The sequence below is a fragment of the Legionella hackeliae genome (assembly GCF_000953655.1).
GTDB lineage: Bacteria > Pseudomonadota > Gammaproteobacteria > Legionellales > Legionellaceae > Tatlockia > Tatlockia hackeliae.
On the sequence record NZ_LN681226.1, the window covers coordinates 96621 to 118127 of the forward strand.

Here is a 21507-nt window from a genome sequence, read left to right on the forward strand (position 1 = left end):
AGTGGATAGATACAAACGCCAAATTTCTGTTATTGGAGAACAAGGTCAAAAACTAATAAATAACGCAACAATTATGATCGTTGGACTCGGCGGGATAGGCAGTCCAGTAGCTCAATATCTTGCCGCAGCTGGTGTTGGAAAGTTAATTCTTGTCGACGATGATAAAGTAGATCTTTCTAATTTGCATAGACAGATCTTATTTAATGAATCCGATATAGGGTTCTATAAGGCAGAAAAGGCGAGAGATGTTTTAAGTAAAGTTAATAAAAATGTGGTTATAGAGGCGCACACTAAAAGATTTGATGTGGATTTTGGCTATTCCTTAGTATCCGATATCGACTTGATCATCGACGGAACAGATAATTTTGAAACAAGATATCTTATTAACGATATTTGTGTTTTAAAGAATAAAGTATTTATCAGCTGTAGTATTTTGGTCAATATCATTCAGCTTGCTTTATTTGGTACAAAGCACCTTTGTTATCGTTGTCTATACCCTAATCCACCACCTATAGGTGTAATACCTAATTGTTCTGAAGCGGGTGTGTTAGGCACTGTGACAGGAATAGCAGGAACCATGGCTGCTAATCTGGCGTTAAATTACTTACTCAAGATAGAGAATGAGAAAGTACCACAGATACGAATAATAGATACAAAAAACTTCAACATCTCTTCGATGCCCATAAAGCAAAATAATAACTGTTTTGCATGTAAACAAAGAAAAATCAGCTTAAGGTATCTGCAAAATCAAAACGCTGATTATGGAATTTCCTTGGAGCAACTTGATAGAACCAAACATTTTCTGGTTGATATAAGGCAAAAAGAAGAACGAGAGATTGCTAAGTTAGATGATGATCTATTTTTTCCTATAAAAGAGAATACTGATTATTCGTTTTTCTTATCGTATAAAGATAAAAAGTTGGTATTCTATTGTGCATCAGGATATCGAAGTAAATTGTTTGTATCAGAACTTAGAACCTTAGGCATTGATGCCTATTATCTTAATGAAAGGCTTTCTAAATGATTTTTGAGCATACAGAAACGTCTTTAAGAGCTCGCAATTACGGCGAAACACTAAGCGTATTATCTCATTTCAAAAAACTGGCAGGAATTACACGATTAGCTGATTTAACCCATTTAGATTACACAGCATTACCTGTCTACACTGCAATAAGGCCTAGAGCAAAATCGTTAACTACGAGTCAAGGAAAAGGATTTACAAAAGAAGCGGCTCAGTGCTCGGCATTGATGGAGTCTATTGAAGTATATTTTGCTGAAGAATTAGCTCCACAATTAACTAATAAGTCAGAGCTGGAGTTAGTTCAAGATAAAGCTGTTTTTTTACCAATAAATCATCTTTCAAAGTCTGTACATTTTAGTGATTCATCAAGACCAATGAATTGGGTACAAGCTGAATTAGTATTTGCAGAAAAAACCATTTTTGTACCTTTTTCTGAGTACTCACTAAATTCTTATTTGCCGGAAGTGTTGATTTACTCTCCTGATACAACCGGACTTGTGGGGGGAAATAATTATAAAGAGGCCCTTTTACACGGAATTCTAGAGGTGATAGAACGACAAAATGCGCAACAGATCTCTGAGATCGCTTTTGTTAATGGCAAAATGGTCAAAAATATAACAAAAAAATTTGATTGTCATATTTACTTTCATGAAAATATTTATGAAATTCCTTCGTTTGAGGTATTGATTAAATCAAAGAATCCTTTTGAAAATCAAATCCTATTTAAAGGAGGTGGATGTCATCTCAATAAACAAATAGCTTTAAATCGTGCACTGACGGAGGCCATTCAATCGCGAGTAACCACAATAGCAGGCTCCCGCGATGATTTGATTCATACTAAGTATGATTTTAAAACTAGTGAGTTTCCTGTTGTTACAGATAAAAAGGGTTTTGCTGAGCTGCCCAATTATTCGGTAGAGACGATAGACGATGCTCTTTCGGTTCTATTTGAAAAGATTAAGGGGAAGAATCAGGATATTTTAGTTTATAAATACTATGACAAAGAAATATGCATTTTAAAAGTAAAACTAGTTTCTATGGATTTGATAAGTCATGCATGAAACCGTCGTTTTTTTAGAAACTTCCTTAACCTATCAAGAGGCGATACATCTACTTCCCCATGCGATGTATTTACCTTCAATCAAAAAGGGAGATGTGCTTAAAGCAATAAAAGCAGGATATAAACGGATAGTTATCATCGATGGAAATTTTTCCTGGGTTCCTTCTGTGTGGCATAAAGAAATATTAACAGCATTAGACTACGGTATTGAGGTTTGGGGTGCGGCTTCAATGGGTGCTTTAAGAGCAGCGGAGCTGGATTCTTTTGGAATGAGGGGGCATGGACGTATATATGAGATGTATAAGAATGAAGAAGTAGATGGTGACGATGAAGTGGCAATTGCTTATTCTAAATTCAATAACGTACAAACTATTCCTTTAATCAATATCCGCCTAACGCTTGAACGACTAAATAGTATTAATAATGAAACTGTTTTAAATTCAATACGATCCATTTTTTATGCTGAAAGAACTTGGGTGAAAATTGCTCGACACGTGTCAGAAGATCTTTATCATTTGATTAAATCTAATTATATAGACGCAAAAAAAGAGGATGCAAAGTCGTTATTGCTTTCTTTAAACCAACAACACATTCTTTCTACGGTTTCTGATTTAAATAGAAAAAAAAGAGAGTTTACTCTTTTTGAAAAAAAATTAATTGAGTCTACTTTGTCTTCTGTTTGGTTGCGTGCTCCTATGCATGAGCAGACAGAATGTTCAGCTTCTCAACAGAGGGCGGAAAATATTCTTAAATTACTATCAATTCCTGAAACAAAAAAGAATAGGATCCATTATCAATACTTACTGTCTCTTCTTGATCAACAAACGTACGCAATTACAGAATACGAGCTTATATATCAAGTCGAACAATTTAGAGAGGAGCATAATTTGTTAAAAGGAGAGGATTTTTTTAACTGGTTAAAGGACATGGGATTGCATGAGTCTAACCTAGAACAACTCTTTACCGATTATGTAAAACTTATGAAACATTTGATAATTACCTACGATTTCAATAGTTATTTTAATTAGCCTATTCATCCTAAAAAATATTTTCACTTTTTTCTTATCCTTGCACCTAGGTGAATGCACCTTCATTTAAATAATGGTTCAATAATCTTATCGCTTATCAAAATAATCCATTATGACTGTAGAACAAGAAGTATTTGATATTTTAGAGAGTTGTATTTCCTGTTTGCAACAGGCGGCCCTAAACATAGGTGGCTTTGATTTTGATAAACATGCACAAGCAGCGATATATGCTTATTCATTATTAAGGAGGCAGCAGTTGTTTTTAATGTATCCGATCGAGAATGAAACAGTGCATTAACCGATAAAAATAAGCCAATAGAAGAGGAACAAATATGTTGATTTTAACACGTAGGGTAGGAGATACCGTAGTTATCGGAAATGAAGTATTTTGTACTGTCTTAGAGCAACAACACGATGGCCAAATAAAGCTGGCATTTGATGCGCCAAAGTCTATTCCTATTCATCGCTTTGAGATTCAAAAGCAAATTATGCAAAAGATTATAGAGGGGACCTATACGAATGATGTGGCATGGAATGAAACAGTGATTGAGCGTTTAACGAGTCAGTTTAATAGGGTATCTCACTGGAATTAACTGCTTATAAATAAGGATAATGCAATGAACGCATACATTAAATCAGGATTGACACAATCATTGCTCGTTGGAGCGATGATCGTACTTACAGGCTGTGCGGCAACTCACACTGTCCTAGAACACGGTTCGTTGCAAGTGAGTACAGGACAAAGCGACACCATCTTTTTACACCCCGTATCCAGCGCTCAAAAAACGGTTTATGTTTCTGTGCGAAATACTTCTGATGAAGAGGTTACTATCCAGCCTCAGCTAAAAACCGCATTAATGAATCATGGGTATAAAGTACTCAATAATCCAGATGCTGCACATTATATCTTGCAAGCAAATATCTTAAAAATTGGGAAAATGAGTGCTTCAGCGAGCCAATCAGCATTACTTGGTGGTTATGAGTCAGCTATCGCAGGAGCTGTGGTGGGTACGGCTGCAGGAAGTTTCACTAACTCCACGGCCGGAATGGTCGCTGGTGGTTTGGGTGGTGGATTAATTGGTATGGCTGCGGATTCGTTAGTTAAAGATATTAATTACACGATGATTACTGACATTCAAATCAGCGAAAAAGTGGGGAAAGGAATTAAGGTGAAAGAACAAGTGCAATCGAATCTAAAAAATGGCAGTAGCACAATGATCTCTCAAAAGTATTCCCGCGACAGCAAGTATCAAAGCTATAAAACGCGCGTAGTGTCGAACGCAAATAAAATGAATCTAAAGTTTGTGGATGCACGTCCCGCATTAGAACAGGGTTTGGTAAAAACAATTGCGGGTATCTTTTGATTAAGCTTGAGTAGAGCTCTATTCCAGATACAGATCAGACATCGGATTAATTTTAAAGGGTTATGTTCACAACAAAGAAAAAAGGAGTACTTAATGAGTGCAATTAAAATACTCATGCTGTCGATGACATTCTTGGTTGGAAGTGGAGTGGCTTATGCTGAGCCAGAGACAGGGCTTGAAAACAACGTAAAACTAAATCAGGTACTTACAGCCAATATTCCAATGAATGAGGAACAGGATGTCGAATATTTCAAGCACATATTTACTAATGGAGGCCTTTATGAGTTTCTGTTGGCTCTGAATACCGAGGTGCCAGAACTATCTAAAACAGCCGAGTATGTGGCTTTGTACAAAAAACTGGATTTAACAAACCAGGTGTTGTCACAAATTTTAGTGGAACTAAAAAAAAACAATCAATTATTAAGTCAAAAGGAGTGACCATGGATGGATAAGCGCTCTTTTTAAAACCGCGATTCATTAAATAAAAAAGAATAAAAAATGAGCACAAGTTGGGGCTCAGGGGATTTCTTTACCCAAAAAACGGAGATTTATTAAAAATGAAACAAATGAAGCTTAAAAAATCATCAGTATTCCTAAGCACCTTGCTTTTATCGGGAGCCGTGTTTTCGGCCTCTCTGGATAAAGAGGAGTTGGCTTCAGAGTGCCAATTTTTGGGAGCTAGTTTGAGCCAATTGGCAAAAGCCAACCTCAAAGAGTATTGCACAATCGATGTAGGTTATTCAGGAAGCATGATGGAGCAGTCTGCCTCCTTAATTCGAGGCGAACGCATGGAACTTGCACGGGATAATCTCGATTTTGCGAATAGAACATTCGCACGCGTTGCATCTAATTATAACGATTGTCCTTATTTCTCATCAATGACACGACCTTTTACACAAAAAATAAATCATTTAATTCACGAATTAGATTCACTCAATCAGCGTTCATCAAACTAAAGGAGAGCATTATGAATGTAAGTGCAGTAATCAGAAAGAGCAGTATCAAGCTCTATGAATTTATGAGGTGGTCTCTGCCCTTGCTGGTATTAAGTTGGCTTATTGTTTTATGCCTTACCAATATAGGTTATGCAGAAGGTCAAAATTATTTGAGTGGGGTCAAAAGCGACGTCAGTGCAACCTTCGGTAAGAATTCGGATTTGCCTGGGTATTTGTATGCAGGAGAAACGCTGGTGGCGGGCGTTACCTGGATGAAAACCAAAAGTCCTTGGGTGTTTGTGGGGTTGCCTTTACTCATGATCTTCACGCATTGGGGTTTAAGTTATGTCGCATAACTATTCCACATTTATGTTGTCAGAGGAGCCACGTATAGCAGGGATTCCTTTGACCACTGGATTACCCGTGTATTTGCTCACGGGTATTGGATTACTAATCGGTTATGCACCGCAGCTTTTTGTGATTGGGGCCGTTTTAAGTTTAATCATGCATGTTCAGTTTGGTGGGCTGCCTTTACGGGTTTTATTAGGAATTATTTATTGGTCCTTACCGCATGCCATAACGACGCTTATTTTTAGGTCATTCCCTAATTCCGCGCATCGAATCTACGTGGGGTGAGTTTATGAACAGTGTATTTCGTGACAATGTGCTTTCAAAAAATAAAGTGTTGCTTCATCTGACACTGGCTTGGGCAGTCACATCCACCATTGCGGTGTTCATTTTGGGTGGGCTTTGTGTTCATGTTGTTAATAATAAAGAAACGCATTGGTTGCCCATCTGTACTGAGGACGGTTACTTCTTGAGTAACTCCTTTTTTTCACCTTCTTATATTAAAGACATGACTAAAAAGGTTATTCAATTACGATTAACCTACAATCCAGACACGGTAGCAGCTCGATTTGCTTCATTAGTTCATTTAATTCCTGCGTCTCATCAAGAGGCATTCAAAACCATTCTGGACTCAGAGTCTTCAGTGGTGAAAGAAAAAAACATCAGCTCTGTGTTTTATGAAAAAGACATTGAAATAGACGAATCCACGCTGCAAGCCAAGGTAAAAGGTATCTTAAATCGAACCAGTCATGGTCTGGAAGTCAAGCCACAAAGCAAAGTTTATTTAGTCCAGTTTGCTCACTTGAACGGGATGATGTGGCCTAAGGCTATTAAGGAGGTTCATCAATGAAATCACTTCAAATCCTCATGTTAAGTAGCGTGCTTTCTACCTCACTGCATGCAGGCAATACAGCAGCCACGCTTAAGTTTGAAGAAGGGGAGCGATTTGCGCTGTCTTTGTCTTCTCTTAACTTTAATCGTATTGATGTAGAAGGCGAGCGAATTGTTAAAGTCAGCTTCCCTGAACATTCCTTTATTGTAGAACAAAGTAAAGAAACAGAGGATGATTTGGATGGTGCTGTGGTTTTAAAGCCATTAGCGCATATTCCGTTAACCGTCTATTTCACAACCAATCTGAATCATCATTTCTCAGCCACCATATCTCCGATTGAAGATTTGGGTAAAACCATTAAATTGGTATCCAAAAAATTAAAAGGGTTTGATTACGCTAAGGTGCAAGAACAGAGCCAATACCAACAAAGTGACTTAATGACTGCTCTTATGGAGGGGACCCAGCCTTCCGGTTTTCAAGAAGTGGGCATTAAACCCACGACCTTTCGTTTGCATAAACAGTTAAAAGTAACGCTGGTGAAACAATACCGAGGCAAAGAGTCTTCGGGCTATGTGTATCGCATCGAAAATCAATCCAACAAACCCATGGAATTAACACCAACATTATTCGAACACCCCAAACTGGTTACGATGGAGCTGTCAGAAAAAATGTTGCAACCCAGTCAAACCGCCTATTTTTATGGCATTTACCGTGAACAATCCAACATGGGGTAATAAGGAAGCGTGTCATGATGAAATCGTTTAAAAAGTTAATAAAGAAAAGTAAAAAAGCTAATCTTAATCAAAGTGCCAAAATGGAGCAGCTCCGTAATGGCTTGGCTTTTCTGCTGCTTGGTGGTTTGTGTTATGGATTTTATCTGTATTCGTCAAAGCCACAATCTACGCTTCCTACAAATAAAAAACCTGTATTTGATGGGGTATTAGACAGCGCCTTTAGCAAATTAAGTGATGAGGCAGTGCTTGAAAAACAACAACGCCAAATTGATGCACTCAAAGCCTTGGTAGAAAAAAATAAAAAGAACACACCAAACAAATCAGACGACCTCGTTTCCGAAAATCAAGCCTTATTAAGCGCCATGCAAAAACAATTAGAGCAGCTTGCGCTTGAAAATAAAGAAATCAACGGCAAACTACAGGTGGCGTTGCTTAAAAATTCACAAACCAGTTTAGCTGCTGTGGCTCCAAGACCGCCTACACGTGAAGAAATAGAGGCTCGTCATAAACAACGGATTTTGGATGAAAAAGCCTATTATGGCAAAGCAGGTCTTGAAACGGTTCATTTTAATTACCGTCGTCAACAAAAAGAAGAGCGTACACCGGATAATTATGTATGGGCAGGAACCCATGCTGAGGGCATTTTACTGAGCGGGGCCAAAGGGGATGCTGGGATTAATGGTGCTAAAAATATGGGAACGGCACTGATTCGACTGGATTCTAATGGAATTATGCCCAACAATCGCCATTCACGCCTTAATGGCTGCCTTGCTATTGTCTCTACGTATGGTGATTTGTCCGATGATGCAGTAGTGATGCACCTTGAAACCCTTTCGTGTGCGAAACCTAATTTAAGTTTTGAACAAAAGGTGTATGGCGCAGTGTATGACTTGGATGCGATGCAAGACTTACGCGGTACATCCATTTTAAAAACCAAACCTCTTTTAGAATACAGTGCGGCTGCAGGGATTTTAGCAGGCTTTGGGGATGGGCTTAAAAACCTCAATACAGCTCAGACCATTAATCCAGGCGCAGGCACCATTACGACTTATGGTCAGGCCTCTACGCTGATGCAATCAGCAGCAGGAGGGGCGGTGAGTAATCCGGCCAATAAAATCTCCGACTACATCATGAAAATCGCCGATATTTATCACCCTCTGGTGGTGGCACGTGCAGGACGGCGTGTATCCATCATGTTCACCAAAGGCTTTTGGATTGATAGGGCGCACCAATCGTTTGAATCGGGTAAATCCATTGATAATCAATCGGCTCAAAATGAGGCCGCGATTACAACAACCATTAGCCGAGCAGGCGGTGAAGGTGGGGAGAGTAGCAGTGGAGAGTCAACTGCTCCGCAATCCACGTTCCAATCCGATACGCAAACGGCACAGCAATTTTTAAATCAGAACGGGATGCCCAATCAACCACTCTTTTCAACAGTTAATCCTACAGGAGACGTACATGGTTAAAGCTTGGTTTGTTTTGTTCTGTTGTTGTTCGGCAGTGACGCTTACGGGGTGTTCACGCTCCATTTTTGATCATCAAGATGTTCGCTGTCCTTTTGTCGAGCGTGGTGGGTGCCAAAGCATGGAGCAGGTGAATCGTATGGTGGATGCACGGCGATTTACACCGGATGGGCAATACGTGCAACAAGAGCAATGTGTAGGCTGCAGCGCCTATTCAAAATAAATGAAACGGAAACTTTTTTAGGATTAACTATGTTCGCAACACTAAAAAAATACGTCCAGGGTTTTAGGAATTCAATTGATGATTATTTGGTGGATGGGGAAGAATCGTCTTCCCAAAATACCTTAAATGTTGGCGATCACCAATACCCTCTTTTTTGCAAGGAACTTCCTTATCAGTATTATGACGAGGAATCGCATTTATTTATTAATCGCTGGAACACAGGCTTATTGTATCGCATCACCCCGTTAACCGGTGCGAATGAAAAAATTGCAGAGCAGTTGGACTCGATTTTAAGAACCAAGGTTTCTGATGAATTTACCTTACAGCTCATCTTAGTCAAACACAATCAAGTGGGGCATGAGCTGGATGCTTTTTCAAACCAGTTCATGACTCCAGATTTTGAACAGTTAAGTGTGATGGGCAAAAGCCTTCGTTCGTTTTATGGTGAGGCCGCAGTTCATGGATTTAAAACCAATACCAATGTTAATCCTCGAATTACACAAACTGAATGTTATGTCGTTGTCGATAAAATCAAGGGAAAAAATGAGGAAGAGGTTAAAGCCTGCTTTGCTCAATTTCGTATTGCCTTTGAAGCCTCGTTGATGTCGGCCAAAATTGGCTTTAGAACCTGTAATGCTGAAGATTTATTACGCTTACTTCATTTTTACCTGGCTCATGAACCCGATAATATTTACCCCAAATCCTCCTCTTATGATCCAACGCAACTCATTAAGCATCAGGTGGTTGGCCGTGATTTTGATGTAGAGGTAGCCAAAGAAGGCCTGCTTTTTAGTGGGGTTAATAATCAAGGAAAGGCTTTTGAAACTGTGGGTTCCGTGATGACCATCGATGGTTTACCGAGTGAGTACCATCTTTGGGACAACATTAATAACAGTGCCAATATTTTTCATCCAGAACAAAGCATCCCCTGTAATCACATTATTTCTGTTACTTATCTGGTTGACGAACAAAATAAAGCGCAGGGACGTGCGAATCGCAAGACCAGTGATTTGGATAAAAAAGCGAAAGGCGATTATGCGCTGCATGTTGCCGGTACAGAAAAAAAAGCGCGTGAATGGCGTCATTTTCGTGATGATTTGGCTTCAGGAAAGACGCGTTCTTGTAAGATGCTGTATAACGTCGTGCTATTTTCCAGACGTTCCGAATATGCCCGCGATGTGGAAGCAGCTCGTACCTGTTTTTCTTATAACGGTATTAAGCTCGCGCTAAGCCGTAGGATGCAATCTCCCTATTTTCTAGCAACATTGCCTTTTTTATTTACGAATCATCTCCAAAAAGGATTTCAGCTACCCACGATGATGTGGCCTATTTCCTCATGGAATGCGACTCAATACATGCCTATTCTTTCGGATTGGTCGGGTACGGGATCGGGCATTTTATTGCCGACACTACGCAACCAATTTTCTTGTATTGATCCATTCTCAGGTAAGTTGGGCACGAATTACAACATTTCTGTGACCGGCACATCAGGCGGGGGAAAGAGTTTTTTTATTCAAATGCTGATGCTCAACGTGCTGTTCAACGGCGGGGATCTCTTTATTGTCGATGTCGGGGGAAGTTATAAGAAGTTATGCCACACCTTAGGCGGTGTGTATCTGGAATACTCCAATTTGGCAATGAATCCCTTTACTCATGTCACGAATATTGGCAAAGAAATACAGCATATTCTTTCTTTGTTTCAATTATTAGCGTGCGCTAAGGATGGAGCCAGTGATGATGACCGAGGAACGTTACGAGAGGCAATATTGCAGGCGTTTTTTGAACATCAGCAAGCCACATTAATTGATCATGTGCAGGCTAAGCTTCTGGAGTTGCATCAGAACGACCGAGAAAAATACCCTACAGGGAAAATTCTGGCGAAAAATCTTGATCCCTATTGCACTCATTCAGAGCATGGTACGGTCTTTAATGCGCCTTCTAAGTTAGCGCCTGATGCACGCATTATTGTCGTGGATTTAAAAGAAATTGAGGACGATGAACACATTCGTGCACCGGTTTTACTGTCTATTTTGTCTCAGTTTCAAGGCCGTATGTTTAATTCCGATCGTAGCCGTCAAAAAATGTGCATCATTGATGAAGCCTGGTCCTTATTCTCTGGCGATCAAATTGCAGTGAATTTCATTAACCGAGGGTTTCGTACAGGGCGGCGGCATAATGCTTCTTTTGTGACGATCACGCAAGGTATCGATGATTATTACGCCTTCCCTGAAGCACGTGCTGCTTGGGAAAATTCTGCTATCAAACTCATTTTTCTTCAAGATGGAGATTCCCTTGTCAAGCACCAACAAGAGCATAACACGTTTTCTGATTTTGAATTTAAATTACTTTCTTCTTTTCCTAAAGCGAAGGACGCTGGATTTTCACAAGTTCTGATTCGTGCAGACGGTATTTCCTCGTTTCATCGGCTCTTTGTTGATCCGTTTACACGGGTCCTATTGTCTTCTGATGGACGCGATTATCAAGCGGTAATGAATTACATCGCGCAGGGGCGATCGTACATTCATGCCGCCATGCTGGTAGCCAACAAACACTATGGCCTATCCAAAAACGTGTTAGTGGAAGGAGGGCTTGCTGATGCTGCGTAATTATAAAACCCAACTCTTGATTCTAGCGGGTTTAGTCTTGTCTGGAATGGTGTTATGGAGCATGCACAAGCCCGCACCCCTGGCTGTGGTGGATATGCAGCGGTTACTGAATCAGCCGGCGGTTTTATTGAGCCAAAGTAATTTATCAGAACAAGAGCAAAAAAAGGTGTTAAAGCAGTATTCATCGTTGTTGCCTCAGACCTTGTCTCAGTATGGGGCTTCTCATCATGTGACCCTAATCACCGCAACAGTGATTTCCAGTGGACGTTTCGATGTGACGGATGAGGTGATTGCAGCAACCTTGGAACAGTTGGGTGCACTATGAAAAAAGTGGCGAGCTTGATTGCAGCACTCTTAATGAACGTTGCTCCGATATATGCCAAAAACTTAGGCAATTACGGCCAGCTTTTTCCTGTTGTCGAGCAAGACATCCGTCAGGTCATCATGGCGAAGCTGCATCGCTTAGAGCAATCAGGTGCCTTGAAACAACATCAACAACAAATAGTGGCGCGAGTGGAGGAGCATGTGAGAAGACCAAAACCACTTCATTTACCTACGACGAACACTCCTAAAACGCATGAATTAGATCCAAGTATCGTCGTGAATCAAACGCTTTACACCCAGGATGGGACGATTATTGCGAAGAAAGGGGTGCACCTTAATCCTTTTGAACGCGTATCTTTTTCTAAAACACTGTTTTTTTTCGATGCCGATGATCCGAAGCAACTCGCCTGGGCCAAAGCGCATTATAAGCATTTTGACCAGGTGAAATTTATTTTAACCGGAGGGGATGTTAAGGAGGCCTCCGAGGTTTTGGGTTCGGTTTATTTTGATTTAGAAGGGCGCTTGAGTCGTTATTTTCACTTAAAGCATGTGCCTTCCGTAGCCAGCCAAAAAGGATTGGTTTGGCGTATTCAAGAAATTGGTCAATACGAGTTACGCAAATAGGAGTAGGTACTATGAATAAAAAAACGTTGATTACCCGATTCATGGTGCTGTTTTTATTGAGTTCGCTGAACTTCATCTATGCGTCTCAGTGCAAAGGACACTTCGTCAATCCAATTACCGATGTCTGCTGGAATTGTTTGTTTCCACTTACTATTGGCAGTAGTGAAGTGGTTAAAAGCAGTTATCCTGATACAAAAAATCCAGGTAATCCTTTGTGTTTATGCCCTACACCCATTGGCGAGCGTTTAGGCGTCACTATTGGTTATTGGGAACCAGCGGCCTTGGTTGATGTGACGCCTAAACCCTGGTGTATGGTCAATTTAGGCGTGCAACTGAATGTCACTAAAAAAGGGTTAGGTGGCTCACAGATGCCGGAGACCGATGGACGCGGTGCGTTTTATTACGTTCATTGGTACAAATACCCTCTGGTTTATTGGCTGCAAGTATTAACGTCCTTAGGGTGTATGGAAACTGAAGATTTTGACATCTTATATCCGTCGGAGTTAGACCCCACTTGGAATGATTCAGAACTGGCCTTTGTTCTAAATCCTGAAGCCGTTTTATTTACCTCCTCGTCTGCAAGAGCTTCTTGTGCCTTTGATGCGACCAAAGCACTTGCAGGCACTGCCGTGAACAGTCTTTTTTGGTGCCAGGGTGCGCAAGGTTCTACGTATCCATTAACGGGGTTTGTGGCACATCAAGCAAGTCCTATAAGTACCGCAGCCTTACTTGCAGAACGCGTTGATTTTAAGTTGCATCGACCACCGACACCTGCGATTCGCGATTCGATAGGCCAAGATTGGCCTGCTGTATGTCATACCTATGCATCGAGCATTATGCCCAAAGACCGTTATCGCTATCAGTTGGTGAATACCTTGCCTGAAGCGCATCGTTGCCATCCGTTTGGACAATCCGTCATTGGATGGGAAGCAGGACACACCTATCCAGGTGATGGCGACAATTTTGGGTTTTTAATTTGGAAGAAAAGGAACTGTTGTTTTCTTTAAATGATGGGGATGAATTATGAATGCATTCGGAATTTTTTTAAGTAGCCTGTTTTTAGCCACCGCAAGTCATGCCAATGTGAATGATTTTCTTAATGAGGCATCGGCAACGGGTAAGGCGGCGCACGATTCAGTAAGCCAGGACACGTTGGCTCATTGGAATGCGACATCCAATCAATCCTATGCACAAAATAAGACCTTGATTGATCAGATTATTGAACAGTCACGGCAAGGAGCCCCTATTGCCCAAAAAGGCCAAACCGTTGATGGAGCCGTATTATTTGTGTCTTTTTCCATGCCAGAACCCTTGTTGTTTTCACTGAGCGATGAGGCAGCTGCTTATAAAATTCCGGTTGTGATTAATGGTCTGATTGAGGGGGATTTTAAAAAAACCATAACGGTGTTTTCCAAGCTTCATGCTAAGGCCAAAGAGTCCAAATGGGCGTTTAATGGAGTATCGATTGATCCTCTATGGTTTGAACAATTTCATATCACTGCGGTGCCTGCACTTGTTGTGAGCAAAAGGCCGAGCTCCTGTGGACAGCAACTTATTTGTCCCGAACAGACTTATGATGTGGTGTATGGCAATGCATCTATAAAAAACAGTTTACAACTCATTGCACAGAAAGGGGATAGTGCAAACGAGGTGGCGCAAGCTCTTTTGGAGAACACTCATGTCTAAGTGGGTTGTTTTAATGGCGTTACTTTCTATGGGATGTTTTGCGAATCAAACAGGAACCGATTTTAACGCCTTTAAAAATTATGCTAAATCGTTAAACGCCCAACCTAAAGATGCCATGCACGGATTTGATCCCCATGCGCTTTTTGATCAGTACTCAGAGCACCCTGCGCAAGAAGGATACTATCAAGGGATTCAAAAGGAGCAAACAGATTTATCAAGCCAGGCCAATGCGGCGATTAAAAATGATCCTGGTGCCAAAACGGTCATTGATCATTTTGGAACAAACAAATTTGAACTCAATCAAGCAAATTCCGTATTGGCTCAATCTCAATTGATTCAGGATGAAAGTTATGCGATTACGCACGGACAATCCAATGATCGTGTTCAATGCTCGAATCAAAAGCCTACCTGCACGATTAAGACACATGAAGAACAATGCTTCAGCTCTCGTTTATTGCCCGATCAAACCTGCACCAAGTACCTTAAGGTCCTGGTGGACTCCGAAAAAGTGGTGCAACGCGCTGATTTTTCGTTTTATGTTGCTAAAAAATGGACCGGAGTGATTACTGTAAATTTGGTGACTGGCGCAATCACTAATGCTGTGGGTGGCTCTGTTCCTTATCCCATTCGGATGAAACATTCGTGTGATGGAATGAGTGCCACCATTCATTCGATACGAAATAATGGGGCGAATGCGTATTGGGTTCAGGTGATTGGTACTCCAACATGCGCTAATAATGGGTTGTTGACCTTTTATATTAATAAAGGATGGGGACGAATTTATCCCATTCAAGTTGCTTTGACGGTCACAGCACACTCCAAACCCTACATCAGCCAAGAATATTGGGACAATCATTGCATGAGCTTTGAAAATAAGGGGTCGCTGTGTCGAATCAAAAAAGAACAATGCACGGATACTCAGTCACCTAAAGTAATTGATGGTCTTCCTGTATCCCGTGCGTGTTGGGCAAAAGAGCTGACGTATTCTTGTTCTAGCGCGGCTGCTGATGAATGCATCACACAGAAAAATAAAGGGTGTTTTCAAACGGCCTCTGAGTGTGCGCGTTTTGATAAGCAGACTTGTGCCCTGTATAAGCAAACGTACAGTTGTCAAGAAAATGTGTGTGAAGCACCTATCGAATGTATTAAAGACTTATTTTGTGCCGATGGTGACTGTACAGAGCATTCCCAAACCCAAAATACTGATTTTGGGCAAAGTGTTTCTTCTTTAGCGGTTGTGGGGGAAGCGGGGCATGAATTAAGTCAACAACCCAATGCGTCTCTTTTTGGTGGTAAAGCAGTGCAATGCAAAATATGGCCCTTGGATCTTATTGATTGTTGTCATGATAAAGGATGGGGAAAAGACATTGATTTGCTTCATTGTCGTGATGAAGACAAAGCGCTGGGTCGCGCCAAATTAAATTATGTAGCTCATTATCTGGGCGAGTATTGTAGTGAAGAAGTGGCTGGGGTTTGTTTAGAACACAAACGCTCTTACTGCGTATTTCCAAGCAAAATGGCCCGAATTATCCAGGAGGCTCGTCTTACACAAGTTAATGGTCATGGTTTAGGTGATGCAGAGCATCCAACCTGTGCAGGAATGAGTGTTGCGGAACTGCAGAAGATGGATTTGGGGCGGGTTGATTTTGTGACCCCAATCTATCCTTTTGGTTACGGGACACCCAATAAAGCGGCAGGGATTGCAGGTGATCTAAAGATCAAGTCTCAAGATCCTAAAAAGTCCATTGATGAAGTCACACGAAGAATGCAAAAAAAGGCAGGTGAGTTATGAGTCGCCTGTTGATGCTGATGGTATGGGGACTGTTCGTGACATCGCTTCATGCGGACATTGTGCAGGAGCATGCAAAAGGCTTTCATTGGTATAGCGTTGAAGAGGCTCCCAAACCGATTAAAAAAACACTGCAGCCACGACCTGCTCCGGTGGTGAAATCTCCTTATGAGCGCTTAATGGATAAGCGTAAGGAAACTCTGAATAAACTGGCAGAGGCTTTGATTGCGCCATCTTTTAATGCAACGCACGAGTATATGAAAGCGCAAATGGATTATTCAAAAAATAATCAGCAATTTGTGCGCTATTGGCAACAAGTTTTATTGGTCCATCCTGAATTGGATAGCACACTTAATTTTCCAACCGATAACTCAGCGATTGCAGTACGCAATGATGCACAAAAAGTATTAATCAACAAAGTCATTCAAGAAAGCAGTGTGCGTTATGGCTTTATCTTATTTTATCGTGGCACGAGCTCCATTTCACAAAAAATGGTCATGCATTTGCTTCCCTTTATTAAAGAATATGGTTTTTCCATGATCTCAGTCAGTACGGATGGCCAACTCATTGATGGGCTTCCTAATCCTAAATCAATTCCTCTGGAAACGGTTCAAAAACAAGTAGCACTTGAGGCGAAGTACATGCCCGCTCTTTATTTTGTGGATTTAAAGAGCAACAAGATGTCGCCAGTGTCTTACGGGTTTTTATCTTTAGAAGAGCTGAAGCAGCGCATTTTTGATGTGATGACGCAGTTTAAACGGTTTAGTTATGAAGGAGTGAATGAATGAAAAAAAGGTTCTTTTTAATCGTACTATTCCTTCTCAGCACGCAGTCGTTTGCGAATGTAGCTTTGGATGAGTTAACCCAGCTCTTAGATAAAAAACAAGAGCAACAGGTATTGGCGCGCACCAAAAACAAAAGAATCAATGCGCTTTCGGAACAACATTACTTTATTTTTATATACCGTTCTACATGCCCTCATTGTCATCAATTTGCGCCCATACTTCGTGATTTTGCATCCAGTTTTCATATCCCTGTAGAGGCGTACAGTTTGGATGGGGAGTCTTTAGATGGATTTGATTCAGCCAATTTAACGCCTGAGTTGTTTCAAACCTTATATGTGTCTGGCGAATACAAGCCTGTAGTGCCTGCCCTGTATCTTGTGAATCGTCCTACGAATCAAGCTTATGCCGTGTTGTTTGGTGAGGCAGAGCCTGCACAACTTGCAAACCGCGTGGATGAACTCATGACGCATTTGGAGGAAAAATTTCATGATGAATAGATTCACAACTTTGCGAGATGACTATGTTTAAAAAAACCGTTGCAGCCTTATTGTTATTAGGGACCAGTCAGCTCTTTGCAAATGCAGAATCCGATTTATCCCATTTTTTTAATAATTTGGGGTTTGATGCCAATGTGACGGGATCGCATGCTTATCAAACACAAGCGGCAGGTTATGCAGCCCTTGGTTCGGTGTATGCCCGTAATCAAGTACGTACCATCCGCCTTGCGCATGTGGATGTACCTGGAATGCGCTCTGGTTGTGGTGGCATTGATCTCTTCGCAGGCGGTTTTTCCTTCATCAAGTCGGATCAGATTGTGAAGTTTATGCACAATATTTTATCAGGAGGAGCAGGCTACGCATTAAACCTGGCTTTAGAAACAGAATTGCCTGAAATTGCACATGCGATGCAGTTTATGCAGAAACTGGCGAATGAAATTAATGGCACCAATTTTAATTCCTGTGAAATGGGTGAAAATTTAAGTGCTGCTGTGTGGCCGCGAAATAGGGCGGCACAACAGCGTCTTTGCGAAGATTTGGGTCGTCACAAAGGAACCTTTACGGATTGGGCCATGGCACGTCAGAAATGTTCCACAGGCGGTGAAGCGGATTCCATATTGGCTGAGGCTAAAAATAATCCTGAATACAAAGACAGGGTGCTAATCAATACCAATATTGTTTGGGATTCCTTACAAATTAATCAGTTTATTGCACAAGATTCCAAATTAGCAGAAGTATACATGTCCATTTCAGGAACCATTGTCTTTAACGCGAAAGGGGCGTTAATGACTTACCCTTCGCTTGCAACCAATCAAGATTTTATTAAAGCCTTGTTGTATGGAGGAAAGTTACCCAGTTATCACTGTACTGATACAGGGCCACAGTCGCATTGCTTATCTATTGATACCACAAGCACGCAAGAAATCAGTGCCAAAAAAGCCTTAGTGGCTCAAGTCCAGGAATTACTGCAGGGGATTTATGACAACATTAAAATGGGCAAAGAGTTATCTGATAAGCAAAAAGGGCTGATTGAGTTAACACAACCCGCAGTTTTTAATCTTATTTCCGCCAATGCGCAACAAAACACCGGGATTCAAGGCAGTTATGAGCTGGCTCAAAGTGTGGCAACTGATTTATTGGCACAATACCTTTCCAATTCCCTCGATATTATTCGCGCTTCGCTCTCAGGGAGTGAACTAGGCGCTCACAATGAAGAGCGTTTATACAAAAATCTGCAACTAGCACAACAGTTTGTGGCGCGGTTTAGCACGGAGAGCCGTGAGCGGTTTAATGCGGCTTTACAGACGAATGAATTAATCCGCAACAACGTCAAACAAGCATTAAGTGCTTTAACACCCACCTTAAGAACAGCCTATTATGGAGACGCGCAATGAGTCTTTTAACCATTTATACGCCACAAAATGGAGAGTATCTAAAAACAGTACTGGATGCTATGGTGACGCTGCTTAGCACATCAACCTACCAATCGGCTCAAGACATCGTGAGTATTCTTGCTGTAGGAGTGGTCGGATTTCAATATGTCAGTGGTAAACGGATTCAAGCCATTAGTCGTTATGTTTTGTGTACGTTTGTTTTCTTGTTTTGTATTTTAGGCATCAAAACCCCAGTTGCCATTATTGACATGCAAACGGCAGATTCAGCAGGGCCTGCACTAACCGTAGATAATGTTCCTTTAGGCGTTGGGCTGCCTGCGGCACTGATTAGTGGCATTGGATATGGGATTACTCAAGTATTTAGTGACGTGTTTCATATGCCGAATGATTTAGATTACACCAGAACCGGCATGTTGTTTGGCTCACGTACCTTCTTAGCGTCCACCAGTTCTAACTTGTCTTTGTCACCTGAACTCTCTCGTGATTTGTCCACTTACATCAGGCAATGCATTTTTTCAGCCAAACTTTTGGGGAGTCAGCAAATTTCACCCAATGAAATGAAGCACAGCTCGGATTTAATTCGCCTGTATTTTGAGCATCCCTCTCCTATTTATCGTGTCTTATTTCATGATGGCACTAATTTGAGCTGCATTGAGGCTGCAGCACGTTTAAAACCAGAATTGAATACGGGAATAGAAAAACAACTTGTTCATTTATCGAATATTATGACCAAGGGTGATAAAGAGAAGTTTAGTGATGGTTTGGCGGCTGCTCATTCCTATTTTATGAACGTGTCCAAAGATGCGGCCAATGTGCTTACGCAAAATATTTTAATTAATGCCACCCGTGAATCAGCCCTTGATGCCTTTGCTTTTGCTGGCGCGGATGCGGAGCTGATGAATTATACCAACAGTTCCAGTCTGCAAAAAATGCACGTGGCTGAAGCGAACAGCTTTTGGCTTGCAGGTTATCGGCTTCCTTATTATATGACTGTCTTTTGGATGTTGACTCTGTGTATTTTTCCTTTAGTGATGTTGTTAGCGCTGGTGCCTGGCATGCATGGGGTATACATGATCTACATGCAAACCCAAGTGTTTTTATGGTCTTGGCCTCCGATGTTTATCATTATTCATTTTTTTGTGTCGTTAGCGTCCTCTACCACACTGACTTTATTTGGTTCTAAAAATGGCGGGGTTACTTTTTCAACAATTGATTCCATCGCCAGTATTCAAAGTAGCTTTGCGTATACGGCAGGGGGCTTGGCCATTAGTGTTCCAGTGATTGCCCTTTTTATTGCCAAAGGCTTACCTAATTTATTAAGTGCTGCGTCTCAACATCTAGGAGGAATGGCGCAATCTTTATCCACAGGAGAGGCTCAATCGGCCACGCAAGGAAATATTTCCATGGCGTCTTACAGTGGTTGGAACATGAACTACAACAACACGCATGCGAATAAATGGGATACTAATTATCAGCATATGGAAGGACGAGCTACTGTTCAAGCGGATAATGGTGCGTTGCTCTCGCAAGGATTGGATGGGTCACGCGTGATTAACGCACAGTCTGCAATGAGTCAGATGGCAACGCGATTACACGCATCCGATCGTATCAGCGCTTCATTGCAAGACAGTGCCAGCCAATCCTTCCAGAATGCACAATCGCACCGAACCAGTGCGGATTCTCATTATCAACAAGCCTTGAGTGGGCTCTCTCAATTTAATGAAAGCGATGCAAGTGAGGTACGCGAAGGAACGGGTATTAATAGAACGCTCAGTAATGCGCTGAATCAGGATATTCGTCAAATGCAAGATGCGGTTAACCAATACAATCAGCATCATGACAAATCAGGACAAGTGTCGTGGGATGCGGCGGTTTCGGCGAGGGTTGATACACGCAAAGGAATATTTGGAGGTTTTGTACACGCAGCGACAGGGGTTTCCGTAGAGGGTAGTGTGAGTGGAAAAACAGGACAATCTTGGTCTAACTCGGTTCAGGCCTTCTTTAACTCCAGTGAAGGGCAGTCTTTCTCTAGCGCATTAAGCCACATGGAGTCTACAGCCAAGACGCATCACTTGGATGCCAACGATTCGTTTAACTTGTCGAAATCGGAACAAATCGCAGCCAACCTATCTCAAGGACATGCTTTATCTGATATGGCCTTAGCAGAATACAGTAAGGGCGAACATTATCAGCACATGGCTAACCGTGTGAAAGAGCACTCAGACGGTATGGATAGAGTATTGGATCAAGCGTTTCACGATTGGGTGGTGCAGCATCATGGGGTGCAGGCAGAAAAGGCACTGATGGGGACCGATGCTTCGAGCTTGAGTGCACAACAACAATTGGCCGATCAGTTTATGAGTTCTTCCCAAGGACAATCGGCAGTAAAAGAGCAAGTAAGCCGCATGATCCACTCATCATCCGATAAGGCTAAGAGCCAATTTGAGGCGCAACGTGCTTCGATGACAGCACATCAAAAAGCACTAATCAACCAAGCCCATCAGGATGGTTCTGGAGACGTTTTAAATAAATCGCAAGAGCGACATTTAAGCCAGGTGCAAGACAACACCATCCAGCAAGCTCACGATCTGCGTATGGAGAATCGAGAAGATTTATCGAAAGCCTATCAACACCAAGAGGGCAGTACACAAAAGGAGATTAAAGCATCTGAAGCGGATTTAGCGAATCGGCAAGCAAAACAAAAACACGATTATGTGGACAATGAGCGTTGGTACAAGGAAGGGCGTTATGAATAAGCAAACATTCGCGCTTACGCGTCCGCCTAGTGCAT

Annotated in this window: 24 protein-coding genes; all 24 read left to right on the forward strand. The window is 41.5% G+C overall.

Annotation, left to right across the window (positions count from 1 at the left end; genetic code table 11):
- The first annotated feature begins 1 nt into the window (after window position 1).
- The 24 genes from LHA_RS15720 (at window position 2) to LHA_RS15835 (ending at window position 21472) form a co-directional block, all read left to right on the forward strand.
- On the forward strand, window positions 2-1024 hold the full coding sequence (locus LHA_RS15720) for a MoeB/ThiF family adenylyltransferase (RefSeq protein ID WP_011212468.1): 1023 nt from the start codon (window positions 2-4) through the stop codon (window positions 1022-1024).
- Window positions 1021-2082 carry a YcaO-like family protein gene (locus tag LHA_RS15725; RefSeq protein ID WP_011212469.1) on the forward strand — a complete coding sequence of 354 codons (1062 nt, stop codon included), beginning with the start codon at window positions 1021-1023 and terminating at the stop codon, window positions 2080-2082. The genes LHA_RS15720 and LHA_RS15725 overlap by 4 nt, the downstream gene beginning before the upstream one ends.
- Window positions 2075-3109 (forward strand): TfuA-like protein, encoded by a 1035-nt coding sequence (locus LHA_RS15730; protein ID WP_011212470.1) that lies wholly within the window; start codon window positions 2075-2077, stop codon window positions 3107-3109. Before LHA_RS15725 ends, LHA_RS15730 begins: the two co-directional genes overlap by 8 nt.
- Before the next feature lie 112 nt (window positions 3110-3221).
- Window positions 3222-3407: a hypothetical protein gene (locus LHA_RS15735; RefSeq protein WP_011212471.1), complete on the forward strand. Its 186-nt coding sequence runs from the start codon at window positions 3222-3224 to the stop codon at window positions 3405-3407.
- A 34-nt stretch (window positions 3408-3441) separates the two neighbouring features.
- Window positions 3442-3702: a carbon storage regulator gene (locus LHA_RS15740; protein ID WP_011212472.1), complete on the forward strand. Its 261-nt coding sequence runs from the start codon at window positions 3442-3444 to the stop codon at window positions 3700-3702.
- 24 nt (window positions 3703-3726) lie between these two features.
- On the forward strand, window positions 3727-4473 hold the full coding sequence (locus LHA_RS15745; protein WP_011212473.1) for a complement resistance protein TraT: 747 nt from the start codon (window positions 3727-3729) through the stop codon (window positions 4471-4473).
- A 93-nt stretch (window positions 4474-4566) separates the two neighbouring features.
- Window positions 4567-4911 (forward strand): hypothetical protein, encoded by a 345-nt coding sequence (locus LHA_RS15750; RefSeq protein ID WP_011212474.1) that lies wholly within the window; start codon window positions 4567-4569, stop codon window positions 4909-4911.
- Between the two features lie 119 nt (window positions 4912-5030).
- Complete coding sequence (locus LHA_RS15755; protein WP_027229261.1) at window positions 5031-5429, forward strand: hypothetical protein; 399 nt, start codon at window positions 5031-5033, stop codon at window positions 5427-5429.
- An 11-nt stretch (window positions 5430-5440) separates the two neighbouring features.
- Window positions 5441-5764, forward strand: a complete 324-nt coding sequence (locus tag LHA_RS15760) for a type IV conjugative transfer system pilin TraA (protein ID WP_011212478.1) — start codon at window positions 5441-5443, stop codon at window positions 5762-5764.
- Window positions 5754-6044, forward strand: a complete 291-nt coding sequence (traL, locus tag LHA_RS15765; RefSeq protein WP_011212479.1) for a type IV conjugative transfer system protein TraL — start codon at window positions 5754-5756, stop codon at window positions 6042-6044. Before LHA_RS15760 ends, traL begins: the two co-directional genes overlap by 11 nt.
- A 4-nt stretch (window positions 6045-6048) precedes the next feature.
- Window positions 6049-6606: a TraE/TraK family type IV conjugative transfer system protein gene (locus LHA_RS15770; protein ID WP_011212480.1), complete on the forward strand. Its 558-nt coding sequence runs from the start codon at window positions 6049-6051 to the stop codon at window positions 6604-6606.
- The gene (traK, locus tag LHA_RS15775) at window positions 6603-7322 is read left to right on the forward strand and encodes a type-F conjugative transfer system secretin TraK (protein ID WP_011212481.1); all 720 of its coding nucleotides are present in this window, start codon (window positions 6603-6605) and stop codon (window positions 7320-7322) included. The genes LHA_RS15770 and traK overlap by 4 nt, the downstream gene beginning before the upstream one ends.
- A 14-nt stretch (window positions 7323-7336) precedes the next feature.
- Window positions 7337-8791 carry a TraB/VirB10 family protein gene (locus LHA_RS15780; protein WP_011212482.1) on the forward strand — a complete coding sequence of 485 codons (1455 nt, stop codon included), beginning with the start codon at window positions 7337-7339 and terminating at the stop codon, window positions 8789-8791.
- Window positions 8784-9011 (forward strand): hypothetical protein, encoded by a 228-nt coding sequence (locus tag LHA_RS15785; RefSeq protein WP_011212483.1) that lies wholly within the window; start codon window positions 8784-8786, stop codon window positions 9009-9011. The genes LHA_RS15780 and LHA_RS15785 overlap by 8 nt, the downstream gene beginning before the upstream one ends.
- Window positions 9012-9040: 29 nt before the next feature.
- Window positions 9041-11617 (forward strand): type IV secretion system protein TraC, encoded by a 2577-nt coding sequence (gene traC, locus LHA_RS15790; RefSeq protein WP_011212484.1) that lies wholly within the window; start codon window positions 9041-9043, stop codon window positions 11615-11617.
- Entirely contained in the window at window positions 11607-11942 is a 336-nt protein-coding gene (trbI, locus tag LHA_RS15795; protein WP_011212485.1) for a type-F conjugative transfer system protein TrbI, read from the forward strand. The genes traC and trbI overlap by 11 nt, the downstream gene beginning before the upstream one ends.
- Window positions 11939-12565 (forward strand): type-F conjugative transfer system protein TraW, encoded by a 627-nt coding sequence (traW, locus tag LHA_RS15800; RefSeq protein WP_011212486.1) that lies wholly within the window; start codon window positions 11939-11941, stop codon window positions 12563-12565. Before trbI ends, traW begins: the two co-directional genes overlap by 4 nt.
- An 11-nt stretch (window positions 12566-12576) precedes the next feature.
- Window positions 12577-13572, forward strand: coding sequence for a conjugal transfer pilus assembly protein TraU (gene traU / locus LHA_RS15805; RefSeq protein WP_011212487.1), 996 nt, complete (start codon window positions 12577-12579; stop codon window positions 13570-13572).
- Window positions 13573-13588: 16 nt separating this feature from the next.
- Window positions 13589-14251, forward strand: a complete 663-nt coding sequence (trbC, locus tag LHA_RS15810; RefSeq protein WP_011212488.1) for a type-F conjugative transfer system pilin assembly protein TrbC — start codon at window positions 13589-13591, stop codon at window positions 14249-14251.
- On the forward strand, window positions 14244-16043 hold the full coding sequence (gene traN, locus LHA_RS15815; protein ID WP_011212489.1) for a type-F conjugative transfer system mating-pair stabilization protein TraN: 1800 nt from the start codon (window positions 14244-14246) through the stop codon (window positions 16041-16043). Before trbC ends, traN begins: the two co-directional genes overlap by 8 nt.
- Window positions 16040-16828 carry a type-F conjugative transfer system pilin assembly protein TraF gene (gene traF / locus LHA_RS15820; RefSeq protein ID WP_011212490.1) on the forward strand — a complete coding sequence of 263 codons (789 nt, stop codon included), beginning with the start codon at window positions 16040-16042 and terminating at the stop codon, window positions 16826-16828. Before traN ends, traF begins: the two co-directional genes overlap by 4 nt.
- On the forward strand, window positions 16825-17322 hold the full coding sequence (gene trbB / locus LHA_RS15825) for a type-F conjugative transfer system pilin assembly thiol-disulfide isomerase TrbB (protein WP_011212491.1): 498 nt from the start codon (window positions 16825-16827) through the stop codon (window positions 17320-17322). Before traF ends, trbB begins: the two co-directional genes overlap by 4 nt.
- 23 nt (window positions 17323-17345) lie before the next feature.
- Window positions 17346-18716 (forward strand): conjugal transfer protein TraH, encoded by a 1371-nt coding sequence (locus LHA_RS15830; RefSeq protein WP_021436868.1) that lies wholly within the window; start codon window positions 17346-17348, stop codon window positions 18714-18716.
- Complete coding sequence (locus tag LHA_RS15835) at window positions 18713-21472, forward strand: conjugal transfer protein TraG N-terminal domain-containing protein (RefSeq protein ID WP_011212493.1); 2760 nt, start codon at window positions 18713-18715, stop codon at window positions 21470-21472. The genes LHA_RS15830 and LHA_RS15835 overlap by 4 nt, the downstream gene beginning before the upstream one ends.
- Window positions 21473-21507: the final 35 nt, after the last annotated feature.